11 protein-coding genes are annotated in these 22,318 nt (G+C 73.2%); 9 read left to right on the top strand and 2 right to left on the bottom strand.

The features are described 5' to 3' along the window. Window positions 1-204: 204 nt before the first annotated feature. Both ACIBM5_RS43000 and ACIBM5_RS42995 read right to left on the bottom strand, forming a co-directional pair. Window positions 205-1,236 carry an ROK family protein gene (locus ACIBM5_RS43000; protein ID WP_396012136.1) on the bottom strand — a complete coding sequence of 344 codons (1,032 nt, stop codon included), beginning with the start codon at window positions 1,234-1,236 and terminating at the stop codon, window positions 205-207. Then, window positions 1,233-2,816, bottom strand: a complete 1,584-nt coding sequence (locus ACIBM5_RS42995; protein ID WP_396012135.1) for an APC family permease — start codon at window positions 2,814-2,816, stop codon at window positions 1,233-1,235. Before ACIBM5_RS42995 ends, ACIBM5_RS43000 begins: the two co-directional genes overlap by 4 nt. Before the next feature lie 224 nt (window positions 2,817-3,040). Here ACIBM5_RS42995 and ACIBM5_RS42990 point away from each other — a divergent pair, with 224 nt between their 5' ends. From ACIBM5_RS42990 to ACIBM5_RS42950, 9 genes are all read left to right on the top strand, one after another. Next, a complete protein-coding gene (locus tag ACIBM5_RS42990) occupies window positions 3,041-4,279 on the top strand; it encodes an ROK family protein (protein WP_396012134.1) in 1,239 nt (412 codons plus the stop codon). A 593-nt stretch (window positions 4,280-4,872) separates the two neighbouring features. After that, the gene (locus tag ACIBM5_RS42985) at window positions 4,873-8,163 is read left to right on the top strand and encodes an amino acid adenylation domain-containing protein (protein WP_396012133.1); all 3,291 of its coding nucleotides are present in this window, start codon (window positions 4,873-4,875) and stop codon (window positions 8,161-8,163) included. Then, window positions 8,160-13,757 (top strand): amino acid adenylation domain-containing protein, encoded by a 5,598-nt coding sequence (locus ACIBM5_RS42980; protein ID WP_396012132.1) that lies wholly within the window; start codon window positions 8,160-8,162, stop codon window positions 13,755-13,757. The genes ACIBM5_RS42985 and ACIBM5_RS42980 overlap by 4 nt, the downstream gene beginning before the upstream one ends. Then, window positions 13,754-15,268 carry an AMP-binding protein gene (locus ACIBM5_RS42975; protein ID WP_396012131.1) on the top strand — a complete coding sequence of 505 codons (1,515 nt, stop codon included), beginning with the start codon at window positions 13,754-13,756 and terminating at the stop codon, window positions 15,266-15,268. The genes ACIBM5_RS42980 and ACIBM5_RS42975 overlap by 4 nt, the downstream gene beginning before the upstream one ends. Next, window positions 15,265-18,459 (top strand): amino acid adenylation domain-containing protein, encoded by a 3,195-nt coding sequence (locus tag ACIBM5_RS42970; protein ID WP_396012130.1) that lies wholly within the window; start codon window positions 15,265-15,267, stop codon window positions 18,457-18,459. The genes ACIBM5_RS42975 and ACIBM5_RS42970 overlap by 4 nt, the downstream gene beginning before the upstream one ends. Then, window positions 18,456-18,674 (top strand): MbtH family protein, encoded by a 219-nt coding sequence (locus ACIBM5_RS42965; protein WP_391585674.1) that lies wholly within the window; start codon window positions 18,456-18,458, stop codon window positions 18,672-18,674. Before ACIBM5_RS42970 ends, ACIBM5_RS42965 begins: the two co-directional genes overlap by 4 nt. Continuing rightward, window positions 18,671-18,937 (top strand): acyl carrier protein, encoded by a 267-nt coding sequence (locus ACIBM5_RS42960; RefSeq protein ID WP_391585675.1) that lies wholly within the window; start codon window positions 18,671-18,673, stop codon window positions 18,935-18,937. The genes ACIBM5_RS42965 and ACIBM5_RS42960 overlap by 4 nt, the downstream gene beginning before the upstream one ends. Beyond that, window positions 18,930-20,393 (top strand): condensation domain-containing protein, encoded by a 1,464-nt coding sequence (locus ACIBM5_RS42955; RefSeq protein ID WP_396012129.1) that lies wholly within the window; start codon window positions 18,930-18,932, stop codon window positions 20,391-20,393. Before ACIBM5_RS42960 ends, ACIBM5_RS42955 begins: the two co-directional genes overlap by 8 nt. Next, window positions 20,390-22,291, top strand: coding sequence for a N,N-dimethylformamidase beta subunit family domain-containing protein (locus ACIBM5_RS42950; RefSeq protein WP_396012128.1), 1,902 nt, complete (start codon window positions 20,390-20,392; stop codon window positions 22,289-22,291). Before ACIBM5_RS42955 ends, ACIBM5_RS42950 begins: the two co-directional genes overlap by 4 nt. Window positions 22,292-22,318: the final 27 nt, after the last annotated feature.

The following is a 22,318-nucleotide window of genomic DNA, read 5'->3' as shown; positions in this document are numbered from 1 at the left end:
TTGAGGCCTCCCAGCCTCGCCGGCGCTTGAGGCGAAGTAGCCCGGCCGGCGCTTGAGGCCAAATCAGCCCGGCCGGCGTTTGAGGCCACTCAGCCCCGCCGGCGCTTGAGGCGAACCCAGCCCGGCCGGCGCATGAGGCCAAACAGCCCCGCCGGCGCTTGAGGCGAACCAGCCCAGCCCAACGTGCGCATGAGGCCAAGGCGTTCAAGCGCGACCCGCGTTCGAGGCCACCGCGCCCGGAAAGCGAGGCAACAGTTCCGCGGCCAGCGAGAGAGCCCCCCGAAGCGCCGCATCCTGCAGGAACCGCGCCCGCACCACCGTGGGCGGAAACGGCACCCCCACCCGCACCCGAGCCCGAAGCGCGGCCAGCACCCGCGAAGCGGAGCGCATCAGGCCGCCCGTGACCGCGATCCGCTCCGCGTCCAGCGTGATCGCCAAGTTGGCCACGTGCACGGCCAGTTCGTCCAACGCCTCGTCGACCAGCGCGCGCACCCGCGGGTCCGGGTCGGCGAACAGCGCGGCGGCGTCCACCTCACGGCCGAGCAGTTCGCTGCCTCGCGTGCCCAGTCCGATGCCGGAGGCGTACTCCTCCAGGGGTGCGCGTCCCGCACCGAAGCCGGTGTCGGCGCGACCACGCAGCAGGTAGCCGATTTCGCCCGCCGCCCCGTGCGCGCCGTCCAGGACGCGCCCGCCCAGCACGATCGCGGCGGCGATCCCGGTACCGGCGGTGAGCAGGATCGCCGGGTCCGCGCCCCGCAGTGCGCCCCAGCGGGATTCGGCGAGTGCGGCGGCCTTGCCGTCGTTGCCGACGGCCACCCGTTCGGGGTCCAGGCCCAGCCCCTCGCACAACGTCGCGGCCAGGGCCAGGTCCTGCCAGCCGGGCACGTTGGGCGCGAGCAGGATCCGGTCGGGCAGCACGATGCCCGGGCTGACCGCGCCGACGGCCGCGCAGTGGCCGCCGGCGGTCGCGGCGGTGTGCGCGACCAGTGCGCGGGTCGCCGCCACCGCGCGTCGCACCGCCTGGACCGCTCCCTCGCGGGCGTCGGTGATCAGCCGGTCGCTCGCCAATACCGTGCCGTCGGGACGCGCGGTGGCCAGCGCGATCTTGGTGCCGCCGAAGTCGATGCCGCAGACGAAGGCCTCGCCCGCGCCCGCGCCGGAGCAGGCGAAAACCTGCTCCGGCGCGGGCGCGGAGTCGGGAGTACCGGGGGCCCGGCCTCGGTGGAGCGCCGTCATGCGGGCTCCGCGACATTGCCGACCGCACCCGAACCCGCGCTTCCCGAACCAGCTTTGCCCGCACCGGAGTTCGAGTCCGAGTCGGAGCGCGAGTCCGCATCGGAGTTCGCGCCGGAGTCGGAACGCGAGTCCGCGTCGGAACCCGACCCGGATCCCGGGCCGGACCGGTTCAGGTACTCCTCGCTGATCTCGTGTGGGCCGAACGGCCAGGTCCGCTCCACCTTGGCCCACACCAGGAACGCGGCGCAGCCCAGTGCCACCCACGCCAGTGCCCACTCGATCGGGTGGCGTCCGGGCGAGTTCTTGTCGGCGTAGCAGAAGATCGCGATCCAACCGACCAGCGAGACCAGCGCCGGCACCGGGTACAGCCACATTCGGTACGGCCGCTCCAGGCCCGGTTGCCGGCGGCGCAGCACGATCAGTGCGGCGACCTGGGAGACCGCCTGCACGATCACCATCACCGCGGTGAGCAGCACGATGATCGTGTTGAAGTCGGTGTGGTTGCCGATCAGGAAGCCGGCCGCGGTGACCGCGCCCATGGTGAGCAGGCCCACGGTCGGGAAGCGGTGTCGCGGGTGCAGTCGGGCGAACTGTTTGAAGAACACCCGGTCGCGGGCCGCGTCGTAGGGCACGCGCGAGCCGCCGAGCAGGCCGGCGAACACGGATGCGAAGGCGGTGATCAGGATCAGTACGGTCACCGTCTGGGCCGCGCCCTTGCCCCAGGCCTTCTCCAGGACCAGCGAACCGATCGAGGAGGAGCCGGAGATGGTGTCGGTGTCGGTGACCCCGAGCACGCCGATCTGCATGATCAGGTAGATCGCCATGATGCCGACGATGGAGTAGACGATCGAACGCGGCAACACCCGGCCGGGGCTCTTGATCTCGGCGCCGAGGTAGGCGGTGGTGTTGTAGCCGAGGTAGTCGTAGATGCCGATGTTGAGTCCGCCGACGAAGGCGAGCCAGAAGCCGGTGGCGCCCAGGTCGAAGGCGCCGTCGGGGTAGGTGAAGGCCAGGTCCGCGTCGAAGTTGGTGTAGCACGCGATGATCACCGCGCCGACGCTGATCAGCATGACCACCCACATGACGCTGCTCAACAGGCCGATCGACTCGATCTTGCGCCACAGCAGCAGGACCACCAGGAGCACGATGCCGACGCCGACGAAGTCGCCCTCGGTCTGCGACATCGAGGGCCACAGGTATTGCAGGTACTGCACCATGCCCAGCACGCCGGTGGACATGATCAGCGGGATGAACAGGATCGCGGTCCAGACGAACAGGAACGGCATCAGCCGGCCGGTGCGGTACTGGAACGCCTCGCGCAGGTAGATGTACGTGCCGCCGGCACCGGGCATGGCCGCGCCGAGTTCGGCCCAGATCAGCCCGTCGGCGAGGGCGAGCAGCGCACCGGCGAGGAAGCCGAGGATGGCCTGCGGGCCGCCGAAGGTGCCCACCATCAGCGGGATGGTGACGAACGGACCGATGCCGCACATCTGACTCATGTTGATCGCGGTCGCCTGGAACAGGCCGATCCGGCGGACGAATCCGCCGTCCGGCGTGGTCGCTCTTGGGCCGGCGCTCACCGTGAACCTCCAGAACAGGGGACGCCCGGGGGACACCGGGAGTCGGAACGGGGGTGCGGGAAAAGGGATTTCGTGGTGCGGCCCGGCTCATGGCGCGGCCGGTTTGTAAAGTAAAATTCCTTAACTAATCCCCGTCAAGGGTGAGCCCGGATCCGGTCCACATCTTTGCCCTTCCATGGCCGTTACAGTGGCGCGAGCACCTCGACACCACTGACGGAGAACCGATGACCGCAGGTGGGATCCCACCGGAAAACGACCCGCCCCCCGTGGCGCACTGGAACCGGGGCGTGCTGCGCAGCATCAACGAGCGCGTGCTCCTCGACCGGGTACGCGCCGCGGCACCCATCTCGCGGGCCCAACTCGCCCGTGACACCGGCCTGTCCAAGCCCACCGTATCCACCGCGCTGGAGGCGCTGGAACGCGCCGGGCTGGTCCGTGCGGTGGGCCTGGAGACCGGCGCGCGCGGTCGGGCCGCACTGCTGTACGAACCGGATCCGACCGCGGGCTACGTCGTGGGTATCGACGTCGGACGATCCTGGATCCGGGTCGCCGTCGCCGACCTGGACGGCCGACTGTTGGCCCGCCAGGACCGGCACAACCGGGCCCGCACCTCGGTGACGATGCTGGCCACCGCCACCGACCTGGCGCAGACCGTGGTGGCCGACGCGGGCCTGGCGCCGACCGCCGTGGTGCACACGGTGATCGGCTGTCCGGGCGTGTACGACCGCGCTGCCGACCGGATCCGCTACGCGGTCAACCTGCCCGGGTGGGGCCGACCGGGGTTGCGCGGGCGGATGGAGAGCGCGCTGGGCACCACCGTGGACATCGTCAACGACGCCAATCTCGCGGCGCTGGGCGAATACCACAGCGGGGCGGGCGTGGGCTGTCCGCTGTTCGTCTACGTCACCGTCGGGACCGGCCTGGGCATGGGCATCGTCGCCGACGGACGGCTGTTCCCCGGGGCCTCGGGCGCCGCCGGTGAGATCGGCTTCCTGCCGCTGTCGCCGCGGCCCTCGGACCGGGTCGGGCACGGGGCGAGCGCGCCGGTACCGCGCCGCGGCATGCTGGAGGACGCGGTCTCGGCCGACGCCGTGGTGCGTGGCGCCCGGGCGCTGGGCATGACCGGTCCGCTCACCGCCAAGGGCGTCTTCGACGCGGCGCGGCGCGGGGTGGAGCCGGCCGCCGGCGCGGTGCGGCACGAGGCACAGCGGCTGGCGCACGTGGTGGCCGCGGTCACCGCGGTGCTCGATCCCGAACTCGTGGTGCTGGGCGGCGGCATCGGCGCGAACGCCGACCTGCTGATGGGCCCGATGACCGCCGCGCTGCACGAGTTGACCCCGCTGCGGCCCCGGGTGGCGGCGAGCAGTCTGGGCGAGGAGGCGGTCCTGTCGGGCGCGGTCGCCACGGCGGTGTCCACGGCCCGGGAGCGGGTCTTCGCCCACCACACGATGGCTCAGGGGTGAGTCGGGCTCGGCCCCGGGGCGGCGCGGGCTGATCGCTCCGTTCACGAGAGCGGCCCGGGCGATCCGGGCGACCTGAGCAGCACGGGCGACGTGCCAACCCGGGCGGCCTTGGCGACCCGGCGGCCCGAGCAACCCGCGCGACCCGAACGCGCCGGCGACCCGGGCGCGCCGCCCGCCGGCATCGCGGACGATGTGCCGGCCACCGGCGCGGCCGGGCACCCACCGGGATGCCCGCCGGGGTCGAATTCGGGTGCGCGAGGCGCGGGCGAGGGTGTTTTCCGGCCGGCGCACCCGGCCCGGGCAATGAACACCCGGTTGGTCTCCGGGGCCGGTCGGGCGGGTTCCGCTTGATTCAAGGTCTGGACCAATATTCGGTTTGGTATAGACCATTGACACTGCGTCGATGGCACTCCTAGCGTGGCCGACGCACGCCACGGGGGCGGACATTCGATCGGGCGACGGCAGGTTGCCCGACGCGCCGCCGTGCCGGGAATCGACCTGCGGCACCGGGTCGGATCCCGGGAACGGGATGACGGCGGGGCCGTTCGGTCGCTGCGTCGCGTCCCTCGGGCGATGCCGGCGAGGGGGTCGACATGGACGACGAACGAACGCTTTCCCACACCCGGTCCGGGGCACGATTCGACCCGGCCGACGGCGCCGGGCGAACCGGGTCGGCGGCGGCCGGCGATCCCGGATCCGACCACGGCCGCGTCCCCGGGGAACGTTCCGGGGTGTTGTCCTTCGGTCAGGAACGGCTGTGGTTTCTCGACCGGTTCGAACCCGGCGACGCCGCGTACAACATCCCCTGGCTGCTGCGCCTGCGCGGCCCGCTCCGAGCGGATGCGCTGCGCGCCGCGTTCGATGGCGTCATCGCCCGGCACGAGGCGCTGCGTACCCGCTTCCCCGACGACGAGGGCCGGCCGACCGCGGTGGTGCAACCCCCCGGCCCGGTCCCGATCGAGACCCTCGACCTGAGCGGACAGGGCGCAAAGGCACTGGCGCGGGTACTCGGCGAACGGGTCAACGCGGGCTTCGACCTCGCGGTCGCCGCACCGCTGCGGGTGAGCCTGATCCGGCTCGCCGCCGACGAGCACGTGCTGTGCGTGGTGCTGCACCACATCGTGGCCGACGGCTGGTCGCTGAACCTGCTCCGCCGCGAGCTCGAACTGCGCTACTGCGCACACCGGGACGGCGTCGACCCGGTGTTCGCGCCGCTGCCCGCCTACACCGCCCACGCCGCGCGCCAACGCGAACCCGACCCGGACACCGACCGGGCGATCGACTACTGGCGCCGGCAACTCGCCGACCTGCCCGCACTCGAACTCCCGCTGGACCGCCCGCGCACCGCCGACACCGGCTCCGCCGCCGCCTTCCACACCCGCCGGCTCGCCGGCATCGGCCCGCTGTTGGACACCGTCGCCCGGGCCCGGCGCTGTACGCCGTTCATGATCCTGCTCGCCGGCTATCAGGCCGTGCTGCACCGGCACGGCGGACAGCGCGACTTCGCCGTCGGCGCACCGATCGCCGGACGCGGCGAGGTCGACCACGAGGAGATGATCGGCTACTTCTCCAACACCCTGGTGCTGCGCGCCGACCTGCGCGGCACGCCGACCTTCGCCGAACTCCTGCGGCGCACCCGCAAGACCGCGCTCGGCGCCTACGGACACGACCGCATCCCGTTCGAGCAACTGCTCGCCGAGTTGCGGGTGGACCGTGATCCGGCCGCTCCCGCACCGCTGTTCCAGACCCTGCTGACCGTACACACCCAGGACCGGGACACCGGACCCGAACACCGGTTCGCCGACCTGGTCGCGGTCGAGGAGGACGGCGGGCATCGGGCCGGCAAGTTCGACCTCTCGCTCGACATCCGGCGCGCCGGCGACGACCTGATCGCCGTGTTCGGCTACCGCACCGCGCTGTTCGACGAGTCCACCGTGGCCGGCCTCGCCGCGCGCCTGGAGACCCTGTTGCACGGCGCCCTGGCCGACCCGGAGACGCCGGTACACCTGCTGCCGCTGCTGACCGCCGCCGATCGCACCCGGCTGCACCCGGGCGCCTTCGCCCCGGGCACACCCGCCGATCCGGCCGAGAGCGTGCCCGCCGCGATCGCCCGGGTACCCGGCGACCGGATCGCGCTGCGAGCCCCCGGCGCCACCCTCACCTACCGCGAACTCGGCCTGCGCACGGACGCGGCGGCCCGCCTGCTGCAGGCCGCCGGCATCGGCCCCGGCGACCTCGTGGGCGTGTTGTGCCCGCGTGGCCCCGACGCGATCGTGGCGATGCTCGCCACCTGGCGCGCGGGCGCGGCGTACCTGCCGCTGGACCCCGAATACCCGGCCGCCCGACTGGCGTTCATGCTCGCCGACAGCGCCACCCGGGTCGTGCTCACCGACGGCACACCCCCGCACGAGCTGCCCGAGAACGTGCGCGTCGTGCGCGTGCCAGGCGCGGACACCGCCGACCCTCCCACGCCCCTCGACCCGGTCCACCTCGGACCGCAGCACCCCGCGTACCTGATCTACACCTCCGGCTCCACCGGTACGCCCAAGGGCGTTCTGGTCCCGCACGGCGCGCTCGCCGCCCGGGTGCGCTGGATGCGCTCCGGCTACGGAATCCAGGACCGGGACCGGGTGTTGCAAAGCGCCTCGCTGAGCTTCGACACCCATGCCGAGGAGCTGTACCCGTGCCTGGCGGCCGGCGCCACGCTGGTCCTGCCCGCCCCCGACGCCACGTTGCCCGACGTGCTCGCCGAGGGCGGCGCGGCCGACGTGACGGTGCTCGACCTGCCCACGCCCTACTGGCACGAACTGGTCGAGACCGGCGCCGACACCATCGCCTGGCCGCCCGCACTGCGCCTGCTCGTGCTGGGCGCCGACCAGGTCCGCCCCGGCGCCGTGGCCGCCTGGCGCGCCCGCTTCGGCGATCGGGTGCGCGTGGTCAACTCCTACGGCCCCACCGAGACCACGATCATCGCGACCACCTCGGAGCTGGGCCCGGCCGACGCCCTCGCCCGCCCACCGATCGGCACCCCGATCGACGACACCCACATCGTCGTCGCCGACGCGCACGGCAACCCGGTGCCACCGGGGGTGGCCGGCGAACTGCTGATCGGCGGCGCGGGCCTGGCCCACGGCTACCTCGGTCGCCCCGGCGCCACCGCCGCCGCCTTCCGTCCCGACCCGGACGGGCCGCCCGGCGCGCGCCGATACCACACCGGCGACCGGGTCCGCCTGCGCTCCGACGGGCAGTTGGAGTTCCTCGGCCGACTGGACGCACAGGTCAAGGTGCGCGGCCATCGGGTCGAGCCGGGCGAGGTGGAGGCCGCGCTGCTGGCCCGCCCGGGCGTGCGCCAGGCCGCGGTGATCGCCCGCGACGAGGCGCTCGTGGGCTACGTGGTCACCGACGCCGACCTCACCGTCCCGGAGTTGCGCACCGAACTCGCCGGCCGGCTGCCCGCCCACCTGGTCCCCGACGCGCTGGTCCGACTGGACCGGCTGCCGCTGACCCCCAACGGCAAGCTCGACCACCGCGCCCTGCCCGCCCCGGACCGGCGCGCCGAACAGACCCACGCCTACCTCGCGCCGCGCACCGCCGCCGAGGAACTGATCGCCGAGATCTGGATCGACGTGCTCGGCCTGGACAAGGCCGGCGCCCTCGACGACTTCTTCGAACTCGGCGGCCACTCGCTGCTCGCCACCCGCGTGGTCGCCCGCATCGCCGCCACCGCCGACCTGAGCGTGCCGCTGCGCACGCTGTTCACCCACCGCACCCTCGCCGGGTTCGCCGCGGCCGTCGAAGACCTCCTGGTCGCCGACCTGGAGGCTCTGGACGAGGACACCGCCGAGCAGGAGCTCTCCCGGGAGAGGAACCGTCCGCAACCATGAGCACGGAATCGCCGGCACGCGCAGCAACCCTCTCCGCGACCAAGCGTGAACTCCTGGAACGACGACTGCGCAGACGCGCCGACGCCGGTCCGGTCATCCCCCGCCGCCCCGAAGGCACCGTCCCGCCGCTGTCCTACGCCCAGGAACGCCTGTGGTTCATGGAGCAGTTCGCACCCGGAACGGCCGCCTACACCATCCCGATCGCGCGCCGCCTGCGCGGTGCGCTCGACGTCGAGGCACTGACCCGGGCGCTGACCGACCTGGCCGCCCGGCACGAGACGCTGCGCTCGCGCTACCTGGTGGACGAGGACGGTCGGCCGCACCTGGAGATCGCCGACCCGGCGCCGGTCCCGCTCGCCCGCGCCGAGGCCGCGGATCCGGCGCAGGCGCTGCGGCTGGTCTCGGCCGCGATCGCGACACCGTTCGATCTCGCCGAGGGCCCGCTGTTCCGCGCCCTGCTGATCGAGTCGGCCGCGGACGACCACGTGCTGCTGCTGACCGTGCACCACAGCGTCAGCGACGGCTGGTCCAGCGAGATCATGATCCGCGAGGTGCTCACCCGCTACACCGAGCACGCCTCGGGCGGTGCCGCACCGGTGAGCGAACCCCCGGTTTCCTACGGCGACTTCGCCATCTGGCAGCGCGCGCGGCTGACCGGCGAGACGCTCGCCCGCGAGACCGCGTACTGGCGCACCGAACTGGCCGGCGTCGAGCCGCTCGAACTGCCCACGCGCGGACCCCGGCCGGCCCGGCAGACCTTCGAGGGCGCCGGATACGCATTCGAGGTCGACCGCGAACTCCTGGACCGGCTGGCCGCGCTGGCTCGCGAGCGCGGCGCGACGTTGTACATGGTGCTGCTCGCCGCCTTTCAACTGGTGCTCGCCCGGCACAGCGGCCAACGCGCGTTCGCGGTCGGTTCCCCGGTCGCCGGTCGGCCGCATCCCGAGGTCGAGGACCTGGTCGGGATGTTCGTCAACGTGCTCGCGCTGCGCGCGCGCACCGACGGCGACCCGACCTTCGCCGAACTGCTCGACCGCACCCGGGAGACCTGCCTGGAGGCTTACGCGCACCAGGAGTTGCCGTTCGCGCAGTTGGTCACCGAGCTGAACGTGCCGCGCGACGTGACCCGTTCACCGGTGTTCCAGGCGGTGCTGGCGGTGCAGAACTACGCCACCGCGAACGCCGACGGCGACCGTGCGCAGCTGTCCGCGGAGGTGTTCGGGATCCGGGCCGGCGGCACCCGCTTCGACCTGGAACTGTTCCTGATGGAGTGGCCGGACGGCCTGCGCGGCGCGTTCAACTACAACACCGACCTGTTCGACGAGCCCACCATCGCGCGCCTGGGCCGCCACCTGGGCCGGTTGCTGGCGGTGCTGGCCGATCGCCCGGACGTCCCGGTCTCCACGCTCGACGGCCTGGATCCGGACGAGCGCGAGAACCTGCTGACCCACTGGAACGACACCGCCGCGCCGGTGCCGACCGGAGCGAGCCTGGCGAGCCTGATCGCCGAGCAGATCGCCCGCACCCCCGACGCGATCGCGGTCACCCTCGACGAACGCACCCTGACCTACCGCGAACTGGACGCCGCCGCCGACCGGGTGGCGCACCGCCTGCGGGTCGAGGGCGTGCGTGCCGGCGACCTGGTCGCGGTCGGCGCCGAGCGCTCGCCCGAACTGGTCGCCGCGCTGCTCGGGGTGCTCCGGGCGGGCGCCGGCTATACCCCGCTGGATCCGCAATACCCGGCCGAGCGGCTCGCGTTCATGCTCGCCGACTCGGGCGCGCGGGTGCTGCTGACCGGGCGCGACCTGCCGGTGCCGGCCGACCGCGCCGCCCGGGTCCTGTACCTGGAGGACCTCGCGAGTTGGCCCGACCCGGCTCCCGGCGCGCTGTCCGACGCCGCGCCCGGGCCCGACGACGTCGCGTACCTGATCTACACCTCCGGCTCCACCGGTCGGCCCAAGGGGGTGCCGAACACCCATCGCGGCATCGTCAACCGGATCACCTGGATGCAGGACGCCTACCGGCTGACCGGCGCCGACGCGGTGTTGCAGAAGACCCCGGCGAGCTTCGACGTGTCGGTGTGGGAGTTCTTCTGGCCGCTGACCACCGGCGCCCGGCTGGTCCTGGCCCGTCCCGGCGGGCACAAGGACGCCGGCTACCTGCGCGATGTGATCGCCGAACAGGGTGTCACCCTGGCGCACTTCGTGCCGGCGATGTTGACCGTGTTCCTGGCCGAGGAGGACGTCGAGCACTGCACGACACTGCGCCGGGTGGTGTGCAGCGGCGAGGAGCTCACGCCGGACGCCGCCCGGGCGTTCCGCGAGCGGCTGCCGCACTGCGCGTTGGCGAACCTGTACGGGCCCACCGAGGCCGCCGTGGACGTCACCGCGTGGGAGTGCGAGGGCCCGCTCGCCGCGGTGCCGATCGGTGCGCCGATCCACAACACCCGGGTCTACGTGCTCGACGATGCGATGCGGCCCGCGCCGCTGGGCACGCCCGGCGAGTTGTACCTGGGCGGTGTGCAGGTCGCGTTGGGCTACCACGGTCGACCCGGACTGACCGGCGAGCGGTTCGTACCGGACCCCTTCGGCCCGCCCGGCGCCCGGCTCTACCGCACCGGCGACCTGGCCCGGTGGAGTCCGGACGGCACCCTCGCCTTCCTCGGCCGGCTCGACGGCCAGGTCAAGCTGCGCGGCCTGCGCATCGAACTCGGCGAGATCGAGGCCGTGTTGCGGGCGCAGCCCGGGATCGACGAGGCCGCGGTGCTGGTCCGCGAGGACACTCCCGGCGACAAGCGCATCACCGCGTATGTGGTCCCGGTGGAGGCTCCGGCGAGGTCCGGCGCCGCCGAAGCCGGCGGGTCGAAAGCCGGCGGTTCGGAAACCGGCGGCGACGAGGACGGGTTCGATGCCGACGGTGTGCGGGCCGCGCTCAAGCGCACGCTGCCCGACTACATGGTGCCCGCCGCGTTCGTCGCGCTGCCCGCACTGCCGCTGACCCCCAGCGGCAAACTCGACCGCAAGGCGCTGCCCGCGCCCGCCGCGCGCCGCTCCAGGGGTGCCGCCGACGCACCGCCCACCACGCCGGCCGAGCTGCTGTTCGCGGCGATCTGGTGCGATGTGCTCGCGCTGCCCGAGGTCGGCATCGACGACGACTTCTTCGACCTGGGCGGCCATTCGCTGTTGGCCACCCAGGTGGTCGCGCGGGCGCGTCGGCAACTCCCGGAGATCGGCGGGCGCGCCGTCAGCGTGATGGACGTGTTCACGCACAAGACGATCCGCGAGATCGCCGCGCTGTCCACCCTGTCCGAGGCCGAACGCGGCCCGGCCCGGCTGTTGTACCGGCTCACCAAGCCGGTTCCGGCCGCACGCCGCACCCTGTCCCTGGTCTGCGTGCCCTACGGCGGCGGCAGCGCGGTGGTCTACCAGCCGCTGGCCGACGCGCTGCCGGACACGCACGACCTGTGGTCGGTGGCGATCCCCGGCCACGACGTGGGCGTCACCCAGGAGCGGCTGCCCTTCGACGAACTCGCCCGGCGGATCGTGGCCGAGATCCGAGAGCGGGTCGAGGGGCCGATCGCGCTGTACGGGCACTGCGGCGTCGGCAGCGCGCTGATCGTCGCGGTGGCCCGGCAACTGGAGGAGGCCGGACGCGAGTTGGCCGCCGTGTACATCGGCGCCCAGTTCCCCTTCGCCCGTCCGCAGAGCCGGGTGCTGAGCACGCTGAGCAAGGTGGCCGCCCTCGAACCGCTGCTCGGCGACCGGGTCTACGCCAACTGGCTGACCTCGATGGGCGCCGACATGGCGGACCTGGACGGCGAACAGATGAAGTTCATCATCGGCAACATGCGCCGTGACTCGGTGGCCGCCGAGGAGTACTTCACCGAGGCGCTGTCCGACCGACGGCCCCGGCTGCGCGCGCCGATCGTATCGGTGATGGGCGACCGCGACCCGGCCGCGGACTTCTACCAGGAACGCTTTCGCGAATGGCGCACCATCGCCGACCGGGTCGGCCTGGTGATGCTCGACGAGGCCGGCCACTTCTTCCTCAAGCATCGCGCCGCCGACCTGGCCGAGGTGATCACCCGGGTCCACCCCGCGCTGGTCGCCGAGAACACCGACGCGCTGCCCACCCGCGAGGCGGACGGTCCGTGGTGGTTCCACGGATCGGCCGGCCCACCGCGGGATCCGGAGACGCCCGAGCGCACCGGAGCACGCGAACCCCAGCCCGGGATGGGCCGGTTCCTGCTGGTCGCGTTCAGCCAGCTCGTGTCGATCACCGGCTCGGCGCTGACCGAGTTCGCCCTGCCGATCTGGATCTACCTGGAGACCGGCTCGATGGGCAGGTTCGCCCTGTACGCGGTGATCGGGATGCTCCCGGGCATCCTGATCGGCCCGTTGGCGGGCGCCATCGTGGACCGGCTGGATCGGCGCAGGGTGATGCTCGCCGGCGACATCGCCGCCGGCGGCACCCAGGGGGTGCTGTTGTTGCTGCTGGCCTCGGGCAACCTGCATCCCTGGCACATCTACGTGTTGCTGGGTTCATTGTCGATGGCGCTCACCTTCCAGCGCCTGGCCTACGCCTCGGCGGTGCCGCAGCTGGTGCCCAAGCAATACCTCGGACACGCCAACGGCATCGTGCAAATGGCGGGTGGGGTCGCCCAGTTCGTGGTCCCGCTGATCGCGGTGGGGCTGATGGCCGGGATCGGCCTGCGCGGCATCCTGATCCTGGACGTGGTCAGCTACGCGATCGCGATCACCATCATCGCGTGCGTGAAATTCCCGCGCACCCTGCCCTGGCGCCGGCGCGAGTCGCTGACCTCGGAGATCAGGCACGGCTTCACCTACTCCTGGCGCCACCGGGGCTTTCGGGCGATGTTGTTGTGGTTCGCGGTGCTGAACCTGTTCCTGTCACCGCTGTTCCTGCTCACCACGCCGCTGGTGTTGTCCTTCGACTCGCTCGGCGGGGCGGCCCGGGTGTCGATGGCGGCCGGCGCCGGGGTGATCGTCGGCGGCATCGCGATGGGCTTCTGGGGCGGCCCGCGCCGGCAACGGCTTCGCGGCATGTTGTGGTTGGCGGCCGGTCTGGCCGGCGCATCCGCGTTCACCGGACTGCATGCGAGCCTGTGGGTGGTCGGCATCGGCGCCTTCGGGATGTCCTGCGCACTGTCCCTGGTCAACGGCGTCTACACGACCATCGTCCAGGTCAAGGTGCCGCAGCGGTTCCACGGCCGGGTGTTCGCGCTCAACACCCTCGTCGCGTGGTCAACGCTGCCGATCGGACACGGGATCATCGCGCCGCTGGGTGCGAAGCTCTTCGAACCGTTGATGGCCGACGACGGGCCGCTCGCAGGCTCCGTCGGCACCGTGATCGGCCACGGCGAGGGTCGCGGAATCGGCCTGCTGTACCTGGTGTTCGGCGCCGCCATGGTCGCGCTCGTGGTGATCGGCCTGCGCCTGCCGGTGCTGGCCCGCTTCGACCGGGACGTGCCGGACGCACCACCGGACGACGAGGTCGGCATCCAGGAACGCGAACGCCGGCTCCGGGCCCGGGCGGCCGAGTCGGCGCCCGCCCTCGCGGAGGTGTCGCGATGAGCACCGGCACCCGCCCGCGCCCGGTCCCGGCCGCCCGCCGGGCGCCGGAGAGCCTGTCCGCGCTGCTCACCCACCGCGCCGAGCTGGAGCCGGAGCGACCCGCGATCCTCAGCGGCCGGGAGAAGTTGACCTTCGGCTCCTGGCACGAACGCGCCGACGCCGTCGCCGCCGGGCTGAGCACGCGCGGCATCGGACCGGGCGACCGGGTCGCGCTGCTGTACGGCAACGGCGACTGGATCGACTACGCGACCGCCTATCTGGGCGCGCAACGGGCCGGCGCGGTCGCGGTGCCGATGTCGGATCGACTCGCGCCCGCCGAGGTGCGGCACCTGCTGCGGCACAGCGGAGCCGCGGCCGTGCTGCACCGCGCCGAGCTGACCCCGCCGGACGCCGGCACCGGCGCCTGGACCGCGCCGGTCGAGGACATCGAGACCTACCCGGGCAGCGAACTCCCGCCGCCCGCGGCCGGCGACCTCGCCCAGATCCTGTACACCTCCGGCACCACCGGCACGCCCAAGGGCGTGGCCGCAACGCACGCCAACCTCGCGCACGGCTGCACGCTGGACGCCCGCCGGCGCCCGCTGGGCCACTCGGCGCACTTCCTGCACGCCTTCCCGGTCGGCACCAACGCCGGGCAGACCATGCTGATCAACGCCCTGGACGCGAAGGCGACCGCGATCGCCGCGCCGCGCTTCACTCCCGGCCACTTCGCCCGGTTGATCGAACGGCACGCGGTGGGCAGCGTGTTCGTGGTCCCGGCGATGGCGATCGAACTGCTCGGCGCGGAACAGGTGCGCCGCTGCGACCTCTCCGACGTGCGGCTGCTGGGCTCCACCGCCGCCGCCCTGCCGCAGAGCGTCGCGCTGGGCCTGTCCAGGCTGTTCCCGCAGGCCCAGATCGTCAACTACTACACCTCCACCGAGGCCGCGCCCGCGCAGACCACGATGCTCTTCGATCCCGAACACCCCGACTCGCCCGGGCGGCCCGCGTCGCTGCGCGACCTGCGGGTGACCGACGACGCGGGCCGGGTACTGCCGGTGGGCGAGACCGGCGAGGTGTGGCTGCGCTCGCCGACCACGCCCAGGTCCTACTACGGCGAGGACCGCGATTCCGGGGTGTTCTCCGGGCGTTGGGTGCGGATGGGCGATCTCGGCTACCTGGACGCGGACGGCTTCCTGTACCTGGTCGACCGCGAGCGCGACGTGATCAAGTCCGGGGCCCACAAGGTTTCCACGCTGCAGGTCGAGGACGCCCTGCACGAGCACCCGGCGGTCATCGACGCGGCCGCCTTCGGCGTGCCGCACCCCGTCCTCGGAATGACCGTCGCGGCGGCGGTGGTACCACTGGGCAATCTGACCGCGACCGAGCTGCGGGTGTTCCTGATGGAGCGCCTCGCCGCACACGAACTGCCCGGACACGTGCTGTTCCGGGAATCCCTGCCGCGCAACGAGGGCGGCAAGATCCTCAAGCGTGAGCTGCGCCGGCTCCTGGACGACGAGGTCCGACCATGACTGTCACCAACGATCAGATCCCCCCGACGACCGAGGGCGAGGGCACGCCCACCGCCGCTGCGCTCGCCGTCGAGCCGTCCTTCGCGCCGCTGTCCGCCGCCCAGTTGGGCGTGTGGGTGACCGAGCGCACGCTGCCCGCCGAGTCCGCCTACCACCTCTCGGTGCTGCTGCGCTTCGACGGCCCGCTGGACGTGACCGCGCTGACGGCGGCCTGCGCGGCCACCGTCGCCCGCCACCCCGTGCTCGCGACGGCCGTCGGTGAGGCCGACGGCGTCCCCGGTCTGGTGCCGGCCGCACCCGCACCGATGCGCCGGGTGCCGGCCGACGACGCCGCGATCGACGCGCTGATCCGGGCCGAACTCGCCCGCCCGTTCGACCTGCTCGCCGGGCCCCTGGCACGCTTCACGCTGTTCACCCTGGGCCCGGACCGTCACACGCTGCTGGTGACGGCGCATCACATGGTCTTCGACGGAACCTCCAAGGAGATCGTCGTGGCCGGCCTGGCCCGGGCCTATCGGGCCGCCCGGGACGGCACGAACCCGGCGGGCACGGCGCCGGACGCACGCGGGCCGGCGGAGGCGGTCGAGGCCGGAACGGCCCCGGCCCGGCCGGTCACGGACGGCACCGGCGTGTGGGCCAGGCACCGCGAGGAGCCGGGGCGGGCCGTACTGCCCGGCCTGCTGCCCGGTACCCGCGCCGGCAGCGAACCCGCGCCGGGCACCTCGATACCGTTCACCCTCGGCCCCGAGGCGGTCGCCGCGCTCGAAGAGGCCGCACTGCGCCTGGGCGTCACCCACTTCGAACTGCTGCTGGCGGGCTGGCACGCGCTGCTGTTTCGCTACGGCAACGCGCGGGTGCGCACCGCACTGGAGTTGTCCACCCGCACGCCGGCCGACATCCGCCTGGTGGGCCTGTTCGTCAACGAGCTCCCGGTCTCCTCCAGGCCCCGCGCGGAGCAGGAGTTCGGCGCCTTCGCCCGCGAACTGCGCGCGGAACTGCGGGCCGTCTACGCGTTCCGCGACGTGCCCTACAGCCACACCGTGCGCGGCCTGGGCCCCAGGACCGCGCTGACCGACCTGACCGTGAGCTACCGGCGACGCACCCGAGCAATCGAACCGGTGTTTCCCGGTGTCGAGGTGCGGGTCGAGTGGATCGTCCTGCCACCGACCGCGCGCAACACCGCGCACCTGCAACTGGTCGAGGGCCGGGACCGGATCGACGGCGCGCTGCACGTGCCCACCGACGCGTTCGCCCCCGCCGTCGCCGCGCGCATCCCCGGCCACTTCGTCACGCTGCTCACCACCGCACTGGCCGACCCCGACCTGCCCATCGGCGACCTGCCGCTGTTGCCCGAGGCCGAACTGGTCCGGGTGCTGCACGCGGACAACGCCACCGACACGCCGTACCCGGCCCGGGACACCGTCGTCGACCTGTTCGCCGCCCGCGCCTGGGCCGCCCCCGACGCGGTCGCCGTGGTGTGTGCCGGCCGGTTCCTGACCTACCGCCAGGTGGCCTCCGCGGCCTACGTGTTCGCCCGCCGGCTGCGCGCGGCCGGCATCGGCGCGGGCGACCTGGTCGCGATCGAGCTGGGACGCACCGGCGAGCAGGTGGCCGCCGTACTCGGCGTGTTCGCCGCCGGCGCCGCCTACCTGCCGCTGGACCCCGGCTACCCGGCCGAGCGGCTCGCCTTCATCCGCGCCGACGCCCGGATCGCGGCACTGGTCACCGAGCGCGACGAACGCCCCGCCGACACCGCCGCCGAGGTCCTGGTGCTGACCGGGCCCGATCTGTACGGCCCCGACCTGTTCGGGCCCGAACCCGCTCCGGTGGAGCCACCGGCCCGGCCCGAACCGGGCGATCCGGCCTACGTCATCTACACCTCCGGCTCCACCGGCCGGCCCAAGGGCGTCGAGGTCCCGCACCACGCCCTGGCCAACCTGCTGGCGAGCATGCGCGACCGGCTCGGCGCCGGCCCGGCCGACCGCTGGCTCGGACTCACCTCGCTGTCCTTCGACATCTCCACCGTCGAACTCCTGCTGCCGCTGGTCACCGGTGCGCGCGTGGTGCTCGTGCCCGACGACCGGCACCGGGACGGCCCCGCGCAACTGGCCATCCTGGAGCGGCATGCGATCACCCACGTACAGGCCACGCCGAGCGGCTGGCGGGTGCTGCTCGCGGCCGGCCTGCACCGCCCCGGACTGACCGCGATCAGCGGCGGCGAGGCGCTGCCCGCCCCGCTGGCCGGTGAACTGCGGCGCGCGGTGGGCCGTTTGATCAACGTGTACGGCCCCACCGAGACCACGGTGTGGTCCACCTACGCCGAACTGCACACCGACGGACCGCCCGGAATCGGCCGCCCGCTGGCCAACACCCGCGCGTACGTGCTCGACGCCCGGCTGCACCCGGTGCCCGAGGGCCTTCCGGGCGAGCTCTTCCTGGGCGGCGACGGCGTGGCGCACGGATACCTTGGCCGTCCGGGGCTGACCGCCGAGCGGTTCGTGGCCGACCCCTTCGGGCCGCCCGGCGCCCGGCTCTACCGCACCGGCGACCTGGTCCGGCACGCGCCCGGCGGCGGCCTGGACTACGTCGGCCGCACCGACGCGCAGGTCAAACTGCGCGGGCACCGCATCGAGATGGGCGAGATCGAGAGCCTGCTCGCCGCGCATCCGGGCATCGCCCAGGCGGCGGTCCGGCTGCTCGACCGGGACACCGAACACGCCCGCCTGGTCGGCTACGTGGTCCCCGAACCCGGGCAACCACCGGTGCCGTCGGACCGGTTGCGCACCCACCTCGCCCGTACGCTGCCGCCCGCGATGGTGCCCACCACCTTCCTCGTCCTGGACGCGTTTCCGCTCACCCCCAACGGCAAGCTGGACCGCGCCCGGTTGCCCGAACCGGTCCCGGTCCGCCCCCAACCGGTCGATCCCACCGATCCCGCCGGGTCGCCGGGCGCGCCGGCCGACGAGGTCACCGAGATCGTCCGGGCGATCTGGGCCGAGGTGTTGCAGCTGGACGATCTCGGCGTGGACGAGGACCTGTTCGACCTCGGCGGCCACTCGCTGACCATCACCCGGATCGCCGCCCGCATCCGCAAGCGGCTCGGCGTCGAGGTCCCGCTCGACGTCTTCTTCGACACCCCGACCGTCACCGGCGTCACGGACGCCATTCGCGAACTCCAGGAGCAGCGATGAGCACCGACACCGAAATCACCGAGGAGCAGTACCGCGTGGTCGTCAACGACGAGGAACAACACTCGTTGTGGCCGCTGCGCACCGACCCGCCCGCCGGGTGGGTACCCACCGGCTTCGTCGGCACCCGCGAGGAGTGCTCGGCGCACATCGACCGGGTCTGGCCGGACATCCGTCCGCTGAGCCTGCGCCGGCGCCTGGCCGGGGACGCGGCATGAGCGCGGAGCAGTTGCGCGAGCGGGTGGCCACGCTGATCGCCGAGGTCAGCGACGGCGAGGTGAGCGCGCGCGAGGTACTGGACAGCGAGGGCTCGTTGACCGCCGCCGGGGTGAGTTCGCTGACCTTCCTGCGGCTGATCGACGCGCTGGAGGGCGAGTTCGACGTGTTCTTCGACCTGGATGCCGATCTCGACTTCGTCGAGGACCTGGACACGCTGGTCGAACGATTGACCCGGCAGGGCGTGGCGGTGGGCGATGGTTGAGCGCGACGCGGCGAGAACCCCGGTCGCGGCCGGTGATCCGACCGCGGCCCCGCACGAGGTCCGGGCGCCGTTCGCGGTCGCCGCGGGCGGCCCGGTGGAGGCACCGCTGACCTGGGGTCAGCGGGCCATTTGGCAGGCCATCCGACGTACCGCGCCCAGCGACCACTACTTCAACATGACCCGGGTCCTGCCGATCGCCGATCGCGGGGGGCCGGTGGACGTCGCACAGGCGAGTGCCGCACTGGGCCGGCTGATGGAGCGGCACGACGCGTTGCGCACCCGCCTGGTGACCGGCGACGGCGAGCCCCGGCAGATCCGGCACGCGGCGGGCAGCCTGCCGGTGCAGGTGTTCGAGGCGGCACTGATCGAGGACGCGGACACGGTCGCGTCGGCGGTGGCGGAGCGGCTCGGCGCGACCCGCTTCGACTATTTCGGCGCGTGGCCGATCCGGGCCGGGCTGATCGTGCAGGGCGGCCGGGTCCGCTACGTGGCGCTGGCCCTGTGCCATGTGGCCACCGACGGGCACGGCGTCGAGGTGCTGGTGCGCGACTTGCGGCTGCTGATCCGGCGCGGCTCGGCCGGCGGCCCGACCTCGGCCGGACCGCTGGATCTGGCCCACGAGCAGTCCTCGGCGACCGGACTGCGCCGGGGCGAATCGGCGCTGGCGCACTGGGAGACGCACTACCGGCGGATCGCGCCGACGGTGTTCGCCGATGTGGTCGCCGAACCCGCCGCGCCACGCTTTCGCACCGTGCGCCTGGTGTCCGCGGCGCTGGCCCGGGCCACCGACGCGGTCGCGCTGCGGCACCGGATCAGTCCGTCCGCGGTACTGCTGGCCGGCGCGGCCGTGTTGGCCGCGCGGGCGGGTGGTCGGGACACGGCGGTGATGTTGCCGATCGTGGCCAATCGTTTCCGAGCGGACAGTCGCGACCTGGTGACCACGCTGTCCCAGGAGGGCCTGTTCGTGCTGGACCTGGACCCGGCCGCGTACTTCTCCGACCTGCTGCCCGCCGCGTGGCAGGCGTCGTTGCGCGCCTACCGCAGCGCCGGCTACGACCCGGATCGATGGAACGCGTTGATGCGGCGGATCGCGGCCGAGCGCGGCACGCCGATCCGGCCGTTCTGCTGCTTCAACGACATGCGTCTGGTGGACCGGCCGCCGACGGCCGGCCCGGCGCCGACCACCGCCGAACTGGACGCGGCACGCAGCCACAGCCGGGTCGAACCGGCGGGCGGGCACGAGTTCATCGCGTGCCGGTATTGCATGCACGTGGTGTCCGAGGGCGATGCGCTGGTGGTCAGCGTCACCGGCGACACGGCGTATCTCCCGGTGCATGCGCTGGAGGCGCATCTGGTCGCGTTGGAGGACCTGTTGATCCGTACGGCGAGCGGACGGGAGGTGCCGATCGGCGCGTTGACCGGCTTCGCGGAGCGTGTGGCGGAGCCGGTCGCATGAGTGTTCTGGCGTATGCCGGCGCAACGTCCGTGGTCGCGGGCGGCCGGCTGCGCTTCCACCTCGCCTCGACCGACGGCGGCCCGGTGAGCGGCGAGGTCACGGTGATCGACGCGACCACCGAACGGGTGCTCACCCGCGCCCGAGTCGACGGCGGGCTATGGGAGTTGGCCGTGCCGGAGAACTGGCCCAGCTCGCTCTACCGGGCCGTGTTCGACGACGGCACCCCCCTCGCCGGGGTCGAACCGCTGGACCACGAGGCGTGGTTCGTGGTGCGTGCGGCTCGGCCGGGCACGACGGCCCGCATCCTGGTGTCCGTACCGTTCGCCACCTGGCAGGCGTACAACCGCTCCGGCGTGCCCGGACAGGGCCTGTACTACGCGGAACAACCGGACCGCGCCGCCCGGGTCTCCTTCGACCGGCCCGGCGGCGGCCCGCCGCCGGAGCGCTGGGAGGAGGGCCTGCTGCGCTGGTTGCGGGCCACCGGTCGGCGGGTCGAGTTCTGTTCCGGTCTGGATCTGCACGGCGGCGACGAACTGCTGCGGCACTACCGGCTGTTGGTGATCAACGGCCACGACGAGTACTGGTCGAAGGAACAGCGGGACACGGTGGAGGACTTCGTCCGCCGTGGCGGCAACCTGGCGATCTTCGCGGCCAATACGGCGTGGTGGCAGATGCGTCTGGAGGACGACGGGCGCACCATGGTGTGCCATCGGGACGCGGTGACCGACCCGATGGCGGCGATCGATCCCGAACGGGTCACCGTGGAGTGGTCCAGCGCACCGGTGTACCGCCCGGAGAACAGCATGACCGGGCTCAGTTTCCGGCGCGGCGCGGGCGCGTGGGGCGAGGGCATGAAGGTGATCCGGGAGGAGACCTACACCGCCCGGTTCACCGACCACTGGGTGTTCGCCGGCACCGGCCTCGCGGACGGCGACAAGTTCGCGCAGGGCGCGCTGGGCTACGAGACCGACGCGACCGAACTGGACTGGAGCGGCGGGGTACCCCGCGCCACCGGGCGGGACGGTACGCCGGCGTCCTTCGTCGTGCTGGCCACCGCCGACCTGCGGCACTGGGCCCGCTACGGGCAGGGCGGGGACGCGGTGATGGGTACGTTCCGGCTGGGCGCGGGCACGGTGTTCAACGCGGGCACGATCAACTGGGGCAGTGCGCTGGCCGATCCGGTGGTGGACCGGGTCACCCGCAACGTGCTCGATCGGCTCGGCGCGGATAGGCAGCCGCATTGGGAGGTGATCGGTCCCTCCGGCGACATCCGCGCGCTGGCGGCCTGTGCGGACGTGCTGTTCGGGGTGGACACCGAGGGCGCGCTGGTCTGCCGCGAGGTGAGCGGACAGAACCTGCCGTGGCGCACGATCGGCACCGCACGACCCGTGCTGGCGCTGGCGGCGGCGCGCGAGGCGTCCGGGCCGCTGCCGTTGGTGCTGTACGCGGCCACGGCCGACGGCCGGCTGTTGCGCCGGCCGCCGGTGACCGGGCCGGCGCCGTGGACCTGGGTGGCCCGGCTGCCGGCCGGCACGATCGCGCTCGCCCTGTGCGACGGCGGCCTGTTCGCGGTGTGTGCCGACGACACGCTCCACCACGTGTACGCCGCCGACCTGCCCACCGATCCGGATGCGTCGGCGCCCTGGCGCGAACTCGGCCGCGCGGGCGGCGCGATCGTCCTCACCGCGATGAACGGCAGGTTGTACGCGGCCGATCGGCGCGGCCGATTGTCCACCCGACCACCGATCACCACCACCGCGCCCTTCACCCCGCTGCCCGGAGAACCGGCCGCCCCGGACACATGCCGGGCACTCACCGGCCACGCGGGCAGCCTGATCGCCACGGCACCGGGCTCGCGGGTACGCCGCAGGGCGGCGGTGCCCACGGCGAGAGGGTAGGTGTCAGGCCCTCCCCGCCCGGCCGCC

It is taken from the genome of Embleya sp. NPDC050493 (genome assembly GCF_044458105.1).
Taxonomy (GTDB): Bacteria; Actinomycetota; Actinomycetes; order Streptomycetales; family Streptomycetaceae; genus Embleya.
Note: the sequence above shows the minus strand (reverse complement) of the source record. Positions and strands in the feature narration are given on the sequence as shown.

What these genes read in the sequence shown, in the direction of transcription:
- ACIBM5_RS42955 (WP_396012129.1), top strand. Translation starts at nt 18,930, where the DNA reads ATGGTTGAGCGCGACGCGGCGAGAACCCCGGTCGCGGCCGGTGATCCG.
- ACIBM5_RS42985 (WP_396012133.1), top strand. Translation starts at nt 4,873, where the DNA reads ATGGACGACGAACGAACGCTTTCCCACACCCGGTCCGGGGCACGATTC.
- ACIBM5_RS43000 (WP_396012136.1), bottom strand. Translation starts at nt 1,236, where the DNA reads ATGACGGCGCTCCACCGAGGCCGGGCCCCCGGTACTCCCGACTCCGCG.
- ACIBM5_RS42970 (WP_396012130.1), top strand. Translation starts at nt 15,265, where the DNA reads ATGACTGTCACCAACGATCAGATCCCCCCGACGACCGAGGGCGAGGGC.
- ACIBM5_RS42975 (WP_396012131.1), top strand. Translation starts at nt 13,754, where the DNA reads ATGAGCACCGGCACCCGCCCGCGCCCGGTCCCGGCCGCCCGCCGGGCG.
- ACIBM5_RS42990 (WP_396012134.1), top strand. Translation starts at nt 3,041, where the DNA reads ATGACCGCAGGTGGGATCCCACCGGAAAACGACCCGCCCCCCGTGGCG.
- ACIBM5_RS42960 (WP_391585675.1), top strand. Translation starts at nt 18,671, where the DNA reads ATGAGCGCGGAGCAGTTGCGCGAGCGGGTGGCCACGCTGATCGCCGAG.
- ACIBM5_RS42950 (WP_396012128.1), top strand. Translation starts at nt 20,390, where the DNA reads ATGAGTGTTCTGGCGTATGCCGGCGCAACGTCCGTGGTCGCGGGCGGC.
- ACIBM5_RS42980 (WP_396012132.1), top strand. Translation starts at nt 8,160, where the DNA reads ATGAGCACGGAATCGCCGGCACGCGCAGCAACCCTCTCCGCGACCAAG.
- ACIBM5_RS42965 (WP_391585674.1), top strand. Translation starts at nt 18,456, where the DNA reads ATGAGCACCGACACCGAAATCACCGAGGAGCAGTACCGCGTGGTCGTC.